The organism is Nocardia sp. NPDC004604 (assembly GCF_040609795.1).
Lineage (GTDB): Bacteria > Actinomycetota > Actinomycetes > Mycobacteriales > Mycobacteriaceae > Nocardia.
In genome coordinates this window covers 1-14,304 of the sequence record NZ_JBEXLC010000195.1, presented here as the reverse complement: position 1 = coordinate 14,304, position 14,304 = coordinate 1, and the positions used below count along the sequence as shown (strand labels likewise).

13 protein-coding genes and 2 pseudogenes are annotated in these 14,304 nt (G+C 66.1%); 6 read left to right on the top strand and 9 right to left on the bottom strand.

Going from position 1 to position 14,304, the window contains the following annotated elements:
• On the top strand, positions 1-481 hold a 481-nt coding region (locus ABZW16_RS39560), incomplete at its 5' end, for a C39 family peptidase (protein ID WP_354961279.1).
• Between the two features lie 39 nt (positions 482-520).
• Here ABZW16_RS39560 and ABZW16_RS39555 read toward each other — a convergent pair.
• Positions 521-637 (bottom strand): annotated as a pseudogene (locus ABZW16_RS39555) (transcriptional regulator); the annotation flags it as partial.
• A gap of 240 nt (positions 638-877) precedes the next feature.
• Here ABZW16_RS39555 and ABZW16_RS39550 point away from each other — a divergent pair.
• Together ABZW16_RS39550 and ABZW16_RS39545 are read left to right on the top strand one after the other, a co-directional pair.
• A complete protein-coding gene (locus ABZW16_RS39550; RefSeq protein ID WP_354961278.1) occupies positions 878-1,948 on the top strand; it encodes an aldo/keto reductase in 1,071 nt (356 codons plus the stop codon).
• 68 nt (positions 1,949-2,016) lie between these two features.
• A pseudogene (locus ABZW16_RS39545) lies at positions 2,017-2,169 on the top strand (type II toxin-antitoxin system HicB family antitoxin); the annotation flags it as partial.
• A 79-nt stretch (positions 2,170-2,248) separates the two neighbouring features.
• Here the strand turns inward: ABZW16_RS39545 and holA are convergent.
• The 4 genes from holA to ABZW16_RS39525 all read right to left on the bottom strand — a co-directional run bounded on the left by holA (position 2,249) and on the right by ABZW16_RS39525 (position 8,151).
• Positions 2,249-3,220: a DNA polymerase III subunit delta gene (gene holA / locus ABZW16_RS39540; protein ID WP_354961277.1), complete on the bottom strand. Its 972-nt coding sequence runs from the start codon at positions 3,218-3,220 to the stop codon at positions 2,249-2,251.
• Between the two features lie 154 nt (positions 3,221-3,374).
• Complete coding sequence (locus ABZW16_RS39535) at positions 3,375-4,145, bottom strand: phosphotransferase (protein WP_354961276.1); 771 nt, start codon at positions 4,143-4,145, stop codon at positions 3,375-3,377.
• Between the two features lie 470 nt (positions 4,146-4,615).
• Entirely contained in the window at positions 4,616-7,159 is a 2,544-nt protein-coding gene (locus ABZW16_RS39530; protein ID WP_354961275.1) for a ComEC/Rec2 family competence protein, read from the bottom strand.
• Positions 7,160-7,233: 74 nt separating this feature from the next.
• Complete coding sequence (locus ABZW16_RS39525; protein WP_354961274.1) at positions 7,234-8,151, bottom strand: ComEA family DNA-binding protein; 918 nt, start codon at positions 8,149-8,151, stop codon at positions 7,234-7,236.
• A gap of 187 nt (positions 8,152-8,338) precedes the next feature.
• Between ABZW16_RS39525 and ABZW16_RS39520 the strand changes: the two genes are divergently transcribed.
• The gene (locus ABZW16_RS39520) at positions 8,339-8,674 is read left to right on the top strand and encodes a hypothetical protein (protein WP_354961273.1); all 336 of its coding nucleotides are present in this window, start codon (positions 8,339-8,341) and stop codon (positions 8,672-8,674) included.
• Between the two features lie 179 nt (positions 8,675-8,853).
• Here ABZW16_RS39520 and ligD read toward each other — a convergent pair whose 3' ends face one another.
• The 3 genes from ligD to lexA form a co-directional block, all read right to left on the bottom strand.
• Complete coding sequence (ligD, locus tag ABZW16_RS39515) at positions 8,854-9,801, bottom strand: non-homologous end-joining DNA ligase (protein WP_354961272.1); 948 nt, start codon at positions 9,799-9,801, stop codon at positions 8,854-8,856.
• 448 nt (positions 9,802-10,249) lie between these two features.
• On the bottom strand, positions 10,250-10,741 hold the full coding sequence (locus ABZW16_RS39510) for an FBP domain-containing protein (protein ID WP_354961271.1): 492 nt from the start codon (positions 10,739-10,741) through the stop codon (positions 10,250-10,252).
• 107 nt (positions 10,742-10,848) lie between these two features.
• Positions 10,849-11,511, bottom strand: coding sequence for a transcriptional repressor LexA (gene lexA / locus ABZW16_RS39505; protein WP_354961269.1), 663 nt, complete (start codon positions 11,509-11,511; stop codon positions 10,849-10,851).
• A gap of 160 nt (positions 11,512-11,671) precedes the next feature.
• Between lexA and ABZW16_RS39500 the strand changes: the two genes are divergently transcribed.
• Positions 11,672-12,430 (top strand): NAD(P)H-binding protein, encoded by a 759-nt coding sequence (locus ABZW16_RS39500; RefSeq protein WP_354961268.1) that lies wholly within the window; start codon positions 11,672-11,674, stop codon positions 12,428-12,430.
• Positions 12,431-12,644: 214 nt separating this feature from the next.
• The gene (gene thrS / locus ABZW16_RS39495; RefSeq protein WP_354961267.1) at positions 12,645-13,868 is read left to right on the top strand and encodes a threonine--tRNA ligase; all 1,224 of its coding nucleotides are present in this window, start codon (positions 12,645-12,647) and stop codon (positions 13,866-13,868) included.
• A gap of 60 nt (positions 13,869-13,928) precedes the next feature.
• On the opposite strand, the gene ABZW16_RS39490 is transcribed toward thrS, so the two are convergent.
• Positions 13,929-14,304, bottom strand: a 376-nt coding sequence (locus ABZW16_RS39490) for an HIT domain-containing protein (RefSeq protein ID WP_354961266.1), incomplete at its 5' end; no start/stop codon positions are given.

Below are 14,304 nucleotides of genomic sequence, written 5' to 3'. Positions count from 1 at the left end.
CCCCGGTTTCCCTTGGCCCGAAGGCGACCCACAAACATGGGGTGATCGGTGTTGCGGCATTGCGTGCCTGCGAATGCTGCTCCGGTTCCATGGCCTGCCGGTGCCGCCACAGCGCGAAATACTCCGAGAAGGGTTGGACACCAACGCGTATGCCACCGGGGTGGGCTGGACACACGCCGGACTGGTCGCGCTGGCCGCGCGGCACGGCCTTGCCGGTACTGCTGAAGCGGTCGACCGTTCCACGCTTCAGGGTATGGCCGCTGACGGCGTACCCAGCATCATCTCGTGCACGTGGCAACTGCCTGAAGACGGACGCAAGGGCGGGCACCTGATCGTGTTTACCGGCGAGGCAGATCGCGACGGTGACACCATCGCGGGATTCGCCGACCCGTCCCGATGGGGTGCCGAGCATTCGGAGGTTCCGGCGCGACGGTTCTGGGCGAGTTGGACCGGGCGCGCGATCATGCTGCAACCGACCTGATCCAGGATCAGGCAGCGGTTAAGGAGTGCGTAACCAACATGTGACCCCCGCCAGTTCGGCGACCTCCTCGCGGCGCAAACCCGGGGTGCGCCGCGCGTGTTTGCGTGCGGGCAGACCGAGATCGCCCGGATTCAGTCGCTCGCGCCGGGCGCGCAGAAAGTCCGCGAGCGCCTGTGCCCAGTTCTCGGCGCTCCCCGACCCGACATGGTCACGCGAGCCATCGCCGTCAGGCCTGTGCTCGCCCCGTTGTGTCGCCTTCACGGTGCTGGTCATCGCCCTCGATCTTACGGCTGGGTGGGACTGGCTTTCCCAGGATGAACCTTCCCTTACCCATGGTCCCGAATCGCTCCAGACTTGGTCGCATCGGAAACGAAATACGAATGACAGGAGCACGGCATGTCCGGAGCACGCACCCTCGATACCTACCGGCTGCTCGGCCGTTCGGGTCTTCGGGTGTCTCCGCTTTCCTTGGGGACCATGACATTCGGCGCCGATTGGGGTTGGGGCGCCGATAAGGACGAGGCCCGCAAGATCTTCGACACCTACGTCGAGCGCGGCGGCAATTTCATCGACACCGCGAGCCAATACACCAACGGCACCTCCGAGAAACTGCTCGGTGAATTCAGCGCCGACAATCGCGAAAGTCTGGTGCTGGCAACGAAATACACGATGCTGCGGCGGCCAGGCGATCCGAACTCCGGCGGTAACCACCGCAAGAGCATGGTCGGCTCGGTGGAGGCCAGCCTGCGCAGGCTGAACACCGACTACATCGATCTGCTGTATCTGCACGCCTGGGACTTCCTGACCCCGGTCGAGGAGATCCTGCGCGCCATGGACGATCTGGTCCGCGCGGGCAAGGTGCTCTACGTCGGCATCTCCGACGCACCGGCCTGGCAGATCGCGCGCATGCAGACCATTGCCGATCTGCGCGGCTGGTCGCCGCTGATCGCGCTGCAGATCGAATACAGCCTGATCGAGCGGACCGTTGAACGCGAGCTCATTCCTATGGCACGTGAACTCGGACTCGGCGTGGTGCCGTGGTCGCCGCTGGCCAGCGGCGTGCTCACCGGCAAGTACAGCCGCGCCGATCTGGATCACGACGCCGCGGGCTCACCCGAGGGCACCCGCAAGAATGTGGCCGCCGCCAACGGCTCGCTCACCGAACGCGGGCTCGCCATTGCCGATGTGGTGAAAGATGTTGCGGCACAAATGGGTAAGACGCCCTCGCAGGTGGCGCTTGCCTGGACCCTGCAGAACCCGGGCGTCACGGCGCCGATCATCGGCGCGCGCACCACGGCACAGTTGGAGGACAACCTCGGTGCGCTCGAGGTCGAATTCGATGCGGCGCAGTTGGATCAACTGCAAGCGGCCAGCGCGATCGAGCTGGGCTTCCCGCACGACATGCTGGCCCGTCCGATGACCCGTGGAGTGACCTTCGGCGACCTGAAAGTCGAAGGCCGCGACTGAGTTTCACATCACGCGGTGGGTGCGAGCCCGACTCACACCCACCGCATCAGCGCGTCGGCCACCGATAAGTTCCCGAACCGCTGGCGGATCGGAAGTTCAGCGGGCACTTCGCGTTGCGGATGTCTCCGGCGCTGCATCGACGACTGGCTATGGAGGCGGCCGAGCACGGAGTGAGCATCAATAAGTGGGTCAACGAGAAGTTGGCGTCGACTGAGCGGTAATCCGGGATTTCGGCTACCCCGGCGCGTATCGCTGTCAGCCTGGTCTCGGCGCTGGGCAATTTGTTGTCGGGGAATCGCATCAGCTTGCGGAGTGTAGGTCCAGGATCTGGGTGAGTGCGTGTTCCAAGGCGTAATCGGCGTCGGCGGCACCGCCTTTGACATCGGCATTCAGCGTGGCGACGACCTGTAGGGCCGTGCCGATGCTGGCCTGGTTCCAACCCCGCGCTTGGGCCTGCGCCTTCTTCACCTTCCAGGGCGGCATACCCAATTGCTGGGCCAGTTTGAACGGGTCGCCACGGCCCGCGGAACCGACACGGGCGATGGTGTGGACCGAGTCGGCGAGTGCGTCGGCGAGGAGCACATGTGGCACGCCGCGGTCGTTGGCCCAGCGCAATGCCTCCATGGCACCGGGCCGATCGCCTGCCACCGCGAGTTCGGCGACATCGAAACCGGAGATCTCGGCCTTGCCGGAGTAGTAGCGGCGCACCGCGGCGATATCGACCTTGCCACCGGTATCGGAGGCCAATTGCGAACAGGCCGCGGACAACTCCCGCAGATCCGAGCCGACCGCCTCCAACATCACCTGCACGACCTCACCCGAGACCCGCACCCCGGCATTCCGGAATTCGCCGCGCACGAACTCCACCCGTTCGGACGCCTTGGTCAACTTGGCGCAATCGTGCACCTGCGCACCCAACTTCTGCAGCGCTGGCGCCAATGCCTTGGCCCGGCCGCCCCCGGAGTGCAGCACCACCAGCACCACGCCCTCGGGCGGATCCACGGCGGCATCGGTGATCACCGCGACCGCATCCTTGCCCGCATCCGCCGCCGACTCGAGCACGATCACCCGATCTTCAGCGAACAGCGAAGGACTCAATAGCTCCGCCAGTTCCGCGGTACTGGCGTCACCCGCCCGCAGCCGATCGACGGGCACCGCATCGGGATCCGGCGCACCCTCCCGCACCTGCGCGGTAATTCCCGCGATGGCCCGCTCGACCAGCAGCTCTTCATCACCGAGCACCAGGTGCACTGCCGCAATCCGTTCGCTCACGGGAGCATCCTACGTACCCCGACCGACACAGCCGCCGAGCTGCACAGCGTGCCCCGCTGTACCAGCCAACTCGTGCCGCACTCCGGACATCGGCGAAGTCCCGGTAGTCGACGGCGTGGTGCACGGCAGTCGTGTCGCGGCGCATTGACCACCCTCATCCAGCGGTACGTTTCAACCTTTCGAGCAGCCCTGTCAAACCGCTCTGCAGAACGGCAGGGTCACCGATATCAAAGCCGTGCGTCACTTCATGCCACGGTCCGAGTTGATGCCAAACAAGTGCACGCCGACGGAGGTCGTCGGTGACGCCATATGCGGCGGCGACCGCGTCTGCGAAGTCTGTCGGTGCACCATGCAGTGGCCAAGCCAGGTCGTTCGCGGCATCGCCGAGATGGACGTCGCCGAAGTCGATCACGCCGGATACACGACCTCCGTCTACCAACACATGCTCAGGTCCGAGATCGCCATGGACGACCGCATCTGCTGGGAATTCCCGTACGGCATCGAGGATCGCCAGCGCCGAACCCCGTTGCGGGACTGGAATCAACGGCACCACATCGGCCCGGAAACGGCTGATCGTCGCGACCCGGCTGCATCTGGTTTCCGCCGACGGCGGCAACCCATGCCGGGCCGCTACGGTCGCGGGAGTGTCGTGAAGTGCACGGAGAAAATTTCCGATCGCGAGACCGTGTTCGACATCCGGCGACACGATCGCCTGACCAGGCACGAGCGCATGACGCACGACTAGCGGCGTTTCCCGCACCACCCAGGGGATCGGCACCTGAAGCGGCAGCAGCGGTGCCAGCCAAGGCATCAGCCGAGTTTCGCGCCGCAGTTGATCCGCAACCTCTGGTCGGCGCGGTCTGCGCTCGACCCAGCAACCATCGACCAAAGCAGCGAAGCTATCCCACCCTTCACAGAACTCCACGATCAAACGTTAAAGCACGGCTGATCGTCGCAGCTCAGGCCGCGCGCACGTCGAACACCTAGCGTCCATATAGCTCCTGCCGTACCGCCCCCGGGTCCAGGGTGCGGTCGAAGGTAGTCGAATGGTGGTCGCCCAGGCCGGCGAATTCGACCGCCATGTGACTACGCTCGGCGAGCAGTCGGGTTGGGTAGGGCAGCAATCTGTCTGGACGGGGTAGTAGGTAGTTGGGAGATGTTTGCATTCGCTGCACGATGCTCGATATCAACCCGAAAGTGCTGTCTGGGGTGACCTCCTGCTGCTTTGTCTCGATCATCACGGCTCGGTGCAGTGCAGATCCGAGCGGCGAGTCCGATTGCGTGGTGCAGAGAATGTCGGGTCCAACTGCTCTGACTGATACGCGATGGCGCACTCCAGTCCGTCAGGGTATCCGGCCGTGACTGTGGGCCGCGCGGATCGATGGGCGCCTCCTATCAAGATTTGGTCGATCGTGAGGTCAAGGTGTGAAGGTTCGGACCGGAGGCGACGATCACCGTGTCGCCGCTTTGGTCGGTGCGGATCACGCGGGTGCCCATGTCGGTAAGTTCGGCCAGTACGCCGGGATTCGGGTGGCCGAAGGTGTTGTGGGCGCCGACGCTCACCAGTGCGAGACGAGGCCGCACAGCAGCGAGGAATTCCCTTGTGGTGGTGCGGGATCCGTGGTGCGGGACCTTCAAAATATCGGCCTGGACGGCGGCACCGGAGCGCAGCAGCCGCTGTTGTGCCGGGGCCTCGATATCGCCGGTGAGCAGGATCCGGCCCGCGGGTGTGACGGCGGCGATGACGATCGAGCGGTCGTTGGCATCGTCGGTGCTGGGAGCGCCGGTCGGGTGGCGCTCGAGTGGGGCAGGTGCGAGTACTTCCAATTCGACAGTGCCGAAACGTAATACGTGTCCGGAGGTGAGCTCGAGCACCGGAATGTGTGCCTGTGCCACGATGCTGGCAACTTGATCCGGCCCGCTGATCTCCGTGCGCCGATCCCGTGCGGCAGGTGGTTCGCGGGTCGCCTTGCTCGAATCCAGCTCGGATCCGGGCACATTCGATATCGGAAGGCTTCCGACGTCGGTAGGTTTGGATGCGGTGCGTCCGGAAATCGCCGCTTCCGGGAGTTCGCCGGGGCCGACCGCCAGAGCATCGACCGTGCGACCTTGTACGGCGCCGGCGAGACCGTCGATATGGTCGGCGTGTGGATGGGTCAGGACGAGCAGCGCTATCCGATTGACGCGCAGGCGATCCAGACAACGGCGGATGGTGCGCGGATCAGGGCCGACATCGATGACCACCGCGGTGTGCTCACCGACGGACAATGCGAGTCCGTCGCCCTGCCCGACATCACAGACGGCCAGCACCCAGCCCCCAGGTGGCCAGCCCGGATGCCAGAACCGGAACGGAATCAGGACCGCGGCGACACCGAGCAGTACGGTGGCGGCCAAGCGCCGAAGCAGCGCGGATCGCAATGCCAGCAGCACGAGAACGACCGCCGCGCAGGCCATCAGCCCGCCGGTCGAGCCATCGGGTGCCGAAATCTCCGCACCTGGCACATTCGCCGCATGTTCGGCGACGAACAGCAACCACCACAGCGGCGGTTCGGCGCAGCGCAACACCAGTTCGGCCAGCGGTAGCCAGATTGCGGTGAGCGCGGCGCCGATCGCGCCGAGCACCGTGACGGGCGCGATCACCGGTTCGACAAGGATATTGGCGAGAATCGCGACCAGGCTGAGCCGTCCCGTGAGCGCGATCACGAGCGGTGTTGTCACCACGAAGGCGGCGGCCGATACCGCGACGATTTCGGCCGGGACCCGCCACCAGCCGCGAGCGCGCAACCAGTCCGCCCAACTCGGCGCCAACAGGATCAATCCGGCGGTCGCGAGTACCGACAGTCCGAATCCGGCTCGCACTGCCAATTCCGGCCACACTGCGAGCAGGCCGATGACGGCCGCACAGAGTGCGGGCAAAGCTTGCTTGCGGCGTCCGGTTAGCAACGCGAGCAAGGTGATCGCACCCATCGCGCCCGCCCGCAGCACACTGGGATCCGGACGCGCGATGACAATGAACATCACCAGTGCCGCCGCCGCGACCACGGCTGCAATGCGCGGGCCGAAGGTGAGCAGCCGCATCGCACCGAGCACCGCCGCGAGCAGAATTGTGAAATTCGCACCGCTGACCACGCAAAGGTGTTCCAGCCCAGCGATTTCGAAGTTCTCGCGGACCTCGTCGGACAGCGCGGAGGTATCCCCGACGACCAGCGCGGGCAGCAATCCGGACTGACGTTCGGGCAATACCCGCGCCGCCGACGCGAGGTCGGCGCGTACGGCTGCGGCCACCCGCTGCCACCACGGCAGCGCGCCGACCGCGACCGGCGGCCCCTGGGCTCGCAGGGTGGCGACGGTGAGATCGCGGTGCCACGGCGGTTCCGGTCCGGCGCGGAACTCCACCGCCCGACCGGGCAGCAGCTCGCCCCACTCCGCACCCGAGGCGAGGATCACCACTGCACCACCGGCCCGTACCGTCGACTCGCCTTGCCGGTACTCCCGCAGTCGCGCCCGGACCGTCCACTGCCGCTCACCACCGAATGCACTGGACCGCACCGGTTTCGGATCATCGGTCGGTACGGCGACAACCCGCACCGAGGCCGCGGTGTGCCGCAATGGATGCGTCGCCACCCGGTGCGCACGCCATGCCCCCGCCGCCGCGAACCCGGCACCGAGCAGCATCGCGGCAAGTGCAGCAATGGCGACGACCCGCCACCGCTCACTGGGATGTGCCAGGGCGCGCAAGAGCACCACCCAGAGCCCGATCGCCAGCAATACCAGTGCCGACGCCAGTACCAGACCTGCCATCCACCCTGCGGTCAGCGCGACAACCGTTGCTCCCCAACAACACAACGCCGCGGGCAGCAACCGCGCGTCGAGCGCCGGTACCGCCTCCTCCGTCGCGGAATCGACTTGCGTACCCGACCGCCGATCACCCTGCGCCATCGCCCGCCGACCGGCATCCCGCCCAGCCGGTCGGTCGCTGCGACTGCGTTGATTCGATACACCTCTGGGGGCCGTCATATCGTCACCAGACCGCGGAGGCGGGCGAGCCGGGCCGGGCCGATGCCATCGACATCACCGAGCTGGGCGATATCGGTGAATCGTCCATTTGCGTTGCGCCAGGCAATGATTGCGTGAGCGGTGACGGGGCCGATGCCGGGCAGGGCATCGAGTTCGGCTTCGGTCGCGGTATTGAGATCGACTTTGGTCGATACGCGTGGTGCGGCGGAATTCGATGCCGAACCGCTCGGCGCTCGTCCACCCGCGCCGATCGTCGCGCTGCCGGGCTGCGACGGGGCCGCATTCGGTCCCCCCGGACCGACGAGGACCTGGTCACCGTCCTGGAGGCGCTGGGCCAGGTTGAGGCCGTTCAGGTCGGCGCCGTCCTTCGCACCGCCCGCGGCGGTGAGTGCATCGGCGACTCGCGAACCCGCGGGTAAGCGCACCAGACCGCCCCGGTGTACGAGGCCGACCACACTGACGACCAATTCCGCTGCGGGAGTGGCGGTTACCGATGCAGCGGGCGATACGGCGCCAGGCGCGGCTGCCATACTGGGGCCCGACAGTCCTGCAGATGCCGTGGCGGTGCTGGTTCGCGCCGCGGACAGTGGTGGCACTGCCTGCGCCACCGGACGCTCACGCAACACGACAACCGACGCGATGACCACCGCCGCCAGCCCGACCATGGCCAGTGTCACCAGTCCCCGCCATCCCGGGTCCAGTCGCGTTCCGCGAAATCGTTCCGGCACAAGGCGATCGCGCCACGCGGAGCGACCCTTCGGTTCATCCAGCCAGCCGGGGGTACGCACCTCGTCGACCCCGTCTACCCAGTCGTCCTCATCGACCACATCCCCGTCGTCCCCGGTCCGGGCATCTTCGGGGTCATACGAGGGCAACTTTTCGTCATCCCACCGCCCAGCCTTCGCCGAGCGCACTGAACCCACCGTCGGTTTCGCACAACGATTTTCAGCTCCGAACCGCTGTCCGGATCCGGGCGGCTCGGCACACTCGGCGCCCCCGGAATCGACCGCACCCCCGCCCCCGATCGTTCGGCTGGCGCCGACTCGCTCGGTCAACCCGCTCAGTCGCCGCCGAATCCGCTCGCGCTCATGTTGTCGTGACATGGCGGCGACGCTAGTCCCGGATCAGCACCGGGAATCAGCACTGAACAGGCGAAATAAAAAGTCTGTTGATAACTCCCGACCTGTGGACAACTCGGCTGCCGAGACACGGATTTCCGATCGGCAACAAGCGAGGCGTCATCACTTCCGCATCGGCCGGATCGAGCAGCAGTCCGCGGCGCTACGCGCATCGGCCGGTACCGGCGCGCAACATCATTCCTCAGACGAGATGGCGGACGTCCCCCAGGCTGACGACCTGACGGTTGCGAAAGTAGTCATCCTCCCGAAGTTCCGTGATACTCCCGGCGGCGGCATGAAACCGTGCGTAGCCGAGTGATTCGATCGGCAGCCCGGTCGCGCCGTAGGAGCCGGGCGCGGAATGTGACATTTCAGGAGGACGTGTGGGGCCGCGGAGCTTCTCGCGAGATGGACGCTGTCAGCTGGGCGCCTTGCACAGCCGGGATCAGTGCGGCTCGGCACTGTCGGCAAGACCGATGACGTCGCGGTCACGTCCCTCTAATCGAATGACGCTGTGACTTCGTTCGGCGATTTGTCGGGGCGCAGCCCGCGCCAAGAGGGGTGGCGGAGGCGGCCCTCGCCGGTCCATTCGGTGAAAGTCACTTCGCCGACGAGTTCCGGGGTGACCCAGATCGCGTCCTTGATGTCGGTTGCGACTGTGGGGGTATTGCGTTGTAGCAGTTGGAGTTTCGACTGCAGGCCGGTAAGGGTTGCTTGGGTGAAGCCGGTGCCGACATTGCCGATGTAGACGAGATTTCCGGTGTTGTCGTTGACCGCCATCAGGAGTGAGCCGATGCTGCCTGCGCGCCTGCCGGTTCCGGGGCGCCACCCGACGATGACGACCTCCTGGTCGCGGACGTTCTTGACCTTGGTCCACAGCGGGCTGCGCCGACCGGGGAGGTAGGGGCTGTCTCGGCGCTTGCACAGAATGCCTTCGAGCCCGAGGCGTTTCGATTCGGCGAGGATGTCGGCGCCGATGCCGTCCAAGCGCGGCGGCACCTGCCAGTGTGGGCCGCGCAGGCCGAGTTGTTCGAGTAGCTGGCGGCGCTGCTGGTAGGGCAGATCGATCAGCGAGCGGGCGCCGATGTGGAGCAGGTCGAAGATCAGATAGGTCGCGGGGATCGTGCGCCGCAATGCGCTGATGGTGGCCGGATTGCGCTGATGCATCCGTGGCTGCAGCGCCTCGAAGGAGGTCCGGCCGTCGGCGGTGAAGGTGACGATCTCGCCGTCGACGACGAATCTCGGACTTCCCGGTGCGAGGTCCACGAGTTCGGGCCAGGCTGCGGTGATGTCCTTATCGTTGCGCGAGACCAAACGCAGGTTGTCGTCGATATAGCCGATGGCGCGGATGCCATCGAACTTGACCTCATAGGCCCATCGGTCATCGTCGCCGGGGAGGGCGCCTGCCATTGCCAGCATCGCCGCGTAATGCGGCAGCCGGGTCACACCTGCCTCGTCGCCATCGCCGGTCCCCTCGCGAACTGGAACGCTGCTGACAGTTAGCCAGATAATACCGACTGGTCTGACCGAATCGGCGCCGCGGGGATCGGCTCACCCTGGACGACCGCACCATCGCCGGACTGGCCTCGGTAAGCGACCACAGCGTAGCCATCGGACATGCGCACAGCCAGGCCAGTGAGGTGCTGCTGGGCTTCGCGTACCGCCGGCGCCCCGAGGTGGCCGTCGCGGCCGGGTCCGGCCTATGGAGCGGAGATTCCGCTCCGGATGAGGTGGTCCGGCCGATATCCGGGCCGTCTCAACCGGAGCGGAATGCTGGGCACACCCCGAGTCCTGGTGCGGTGTCGCGGAACTCGGGGTGCGACGGTGCCCGGGTTGTTGAGTGTCGGCGCATGGCATCTACCCCCGTTTCTTTGCTGCAGCCGGATGCGGCGGACTAGCTGAAGAGCCTGGTGACGAAGGCGGTCATATTGTCGCGGACCCGCTCGATCTTCGTCTCCTCGGTAATAAGATCCTCCCGGTACCGGTTGCCGAGTGCGGGCGTTCGCTTACCGCGCGCGTAGAGCGAGCAGGCAAGATCGGTGCACATATAGGTACCGATCGAATTGCCTCGACGCCCGGATTCGCCCGCCTTGTGCGCGGTCATCAGCGAGACGCCATGGCCGGTATGCGTGGTCAGGCAGATCGCGCACATCTGGGTCCGGCCGGATCCGCCCGTCTCGTAACGCAGCGCGACCCCGATGAGGCGATCGTCGAGCGGCACAACGAGATAGCCGCGGCCGGGCAGCGACGGATCACTCCAGCCGAGGAAGTCCAGGTCATCCCATGGCTGCGTATCCAAATCCCTGGGCATGGGCAACTTCTTGGCGGTCGTCTTGGAACAGTTGATGAACGACGACCTGATGTCGCGTTCGGTGACGGCTTTCATATGGCATCGACTCCTTCGGTTGATCGGTGGACAAACCGAAGCGACGCTACAGCCGGTCGTTAGCTCGAACAACGGATTTTCCGGCAACCGCCACCGCGTCGCCGAGCTCACACCCGGCGCATCACCGAGACCACCTTCCCCAGCACCACGGCCTCATCACCGTCGATGACGTCATAGGCCGGATTGCGCGGCTCCAGGTAGACGTGCCCATTGCGTCGGCGGTACACCTTGACCGTCGCCTCACCATCGATCATCGCGGCGACGATGTCACCCGAATGCGCCTCGTGCTGTTTTCGGATCACCACCAGATCGCCGTCACAGATCGCCGCGTCGATCATCGAATCGCCGCGCACGCGCAGGCCGAAAACCGTTCCGCGCCCGACGAGTTCGCGCGGCAATGTCATCGAATCGTCGGTGTGCTCCTCGGCGAGGATGGGCGTGCCCGCCGCGATATCGCCGACGACCGGCACCGTCACCGAATCCTCGCTCCGCTCCCGCGGCGCCGACGCCTGCAGGAACATGCGCACGTCGATCGGCCGCGACATGGTCTCGCTGCGTCGCAGGAATCCCCTGTCCTCCAAGGACTTCAGATGTTTGGAGACCGACGACGAGGAGCGCAGCCCGACGGCGTCGCCGATTTCCCGGGTGTTCGGCGCGTACCCATAGCGCAGCACCCAGTCCCGAATCGTGGCGAGTATCCGCTGCTGGCGCGGCGGCAGCGTCGAGGTGTCGAGGTGCTCGAAGGCATCGAGGTCGTCGTATCCGGTCACCCGGGGAATCGTAGAGGTAGGCACGGACACTTCGTTCACGCACACCGTCCGGTACCTGCGTGTTCTTCGGTCTTGTCACACCATGCCCTTGTGCGCCGTCATACCTACGAAGACCTATCGACGGGGCCGCGCACATCGGCCCACCGAGCTTGGAGGAACCATGACGACCATCCTGTTGACCGGCGGCACCGGCACACTGGGCCGCCACGTCACCCCGCTGCTGGTCGATGCCGGTTTCAAGATTCGGATGCTCAGCCGCAATGCCCACGAATCGACCGACGGCATCGAATACGTGACCGGTGATCTGGTGCAGGGCACGGGCGTCGAGGCGGCGGTCGACGGTGCGGAGGTCATCCTGCACCTGGCGGGCGGCCCCAAGGACGATGACGTGGCGACCCAGCACCTGGTCGACGCCGCGGCAAAGGCCGGGGTGCGACACCTCGTCTACATCGGCGTGATCGGTGCCGATAAGCTGCCGATCGGCTACTTCAAGGCCAAATTCGCCGCCGAACAGGCCATTGTCGGATCGGGTGTGCCGTTCACCATTCTGCGTGCGGCCCAGTTCCACGACCTCGCGCTGAAGACCGCGCGGGCCATGGCAAAGAGCCCGATCGTCCCGGCCCCCGGTGGTATCGATTGGCAGCCGGTCGACTCGCGGGAGGTCGCGGCCCGGCTCGTGGAGCTGACGCGCGGCGCACCGGCGGGGCGGGTGCCCGATCTGGTCGGGCCGACGGTGTACTCGATGGCCGAGCTGATCCGGGGCTATCTGCAGGCCGAGGGCAAGCGCCGGATATTCCTGCCGGTTCGAGTACCCGGCAAGGTCGGACGCGCGTACCGCGCCAAGGCGAATCTGACCATCGACGGTGCGGCGGTCGGCAAGCTCACCTGGGAGAACTTCCTCGCGGAGCAGGTCGGCTAGCTGATCTCGGTCACGCCGACACCCTTGTGCACAGAAGAATCCGCGAGCCGACGCCACCACGGATCTGCTACGGTGGCGACCATGAAGCGCGCTGCTGTGACGACGACGCCGGAGACTGTCCCGGCGCGCTGATTGTTGTCTTGATCGAAGCCCCGGGGCGAGTGCCCCGGGGCTTCGTCTTGTGGTCACTCGCCCGCTGTCCGCGAGGAGACCCATGTACGACCATCGCAAACTCGGCCGCGAACTCGGCCTGTTCGATACCGACCCACTGATCGGGTCCGGGCTGCCGTATTGGCTGCCCGACGGCGCAACCGTGCGCCACACCCTGGAGGAGTACATCCGCGGCGCGGAACGTCGGGCCGGATACCGGCACGTGTACTCACCGCTGCTCGGCAAGCGGGAGCTCTACGAAATATCCGGGCACTGGTCGCATTACCGCGATGACATGTTCCCACCCATGGAGCTGGGCGGCGAGCAGGTGGTGCTGCGGCCGAGCCTGTGCCCGCATCACGCGGTGATGTTCCGCGCCCGCTCGCACAGCTACCGCGAATTGCCTTTGCGCATGGCCGAATTGGGTGGCATGTATCGCTCCGAGCTCTCCGGTGTGCTCGGCGGACTCACCAGGGTTCGTGCGATCCAGCTCAATGACGCGCACATTTTCTGCACCGTGGACCAGGTCGCCGACGAGGTCGCGGGCGCACTGGAGCTGATCCGGCGGGCCCATGCGGCGCTGGGCATCATCCCCACCCGCTACCGGCTCTCATTGCCCGGCACTGGCGGGAAATACGTTGCGGCTCCCGAACTTTGGCAGCGTTCCTGCGCCATGCTCACCGACGTCCTCGAGCGCTCCGGTCTGCCCTACGAACCGGCCGAGGATGAGGCCGCGTTCTACGGTCCCAAGATCGATATCCAGTTCACCGACAGTGCCGGTCGCGAATTCACCCTGTCCACCGTGCAGGTCGACTTCCACCAACCGGAGCAGTTCGACCTGCACTACATCGGTGCCGACGGTGCCAAACATCGCCCGGTCATGGTGCACCGCAGCATTATCGGCAGCGTCGAGCGGGCCGTCGCGCACCTGATCGAGGAGCACGGCGGTGCGTTCCCGGCCTGGCTGGCCCCGACCCAACTGGTGCTGCTGCCGGTCTCGGCGGCCGAGGTTCCGCACGCCGAGGCACTGGCCCGACGCTGTCTCGAGCTGGGGCTGCGCGCCGAGATCGCCGATCACGAACTCGGCAGTCTCGGCGCGCGCATCCGCCAGGCCCGTTTGGTCCCGTATCAGGTTGTCATCGGTCCGAAGGAGGTCGCCAATGACCGTATCGCGGTGCGGCTTCGGGACGGGCGTCGCCTCGAACCGCTGCCGATCGACGAATTCCTCTCCCCCGTAGCCGAACTCATCGCCGGACACAGCACCATCCTGTGGCCGAGTCCGGAGTGAGGCCAGCCGGATCGCGTCCATCTGGCCGAGTTCCGGACCGCGCCTGGCCGATCCGCGTCGTCAGTGCTCGATGACGAAGTGGATCGCCAGGCGATCACAGAGTTCGCCGAGCGCGCTCGCATCGATGTGTGGTGCGTCCGGCCACACATCGGCATTGGTCCACGGCCACGACTCCGGGGTGCCGGGCGGGCGGGCGAAGACGTGCTGATGGAAGTGCGCGACGCTGCGCCCGGTAATCGCGGAGAATACGAATTCCGGTGCCAGCTCGACATTCAACGCGTGCGCGGCGCGGCGGGCGGCCCAGCCCACCGCCCGTGCCTCGGCATCGGTCAGGGTCGATAATGTCGGCGCGTGTCGCCGCGTCTCCACGAAGAGATAGCCGGGTACCGGCGTATCTTCAGTGAGCGGTCGGTGTGTCACCAGTACCAGGTCATCT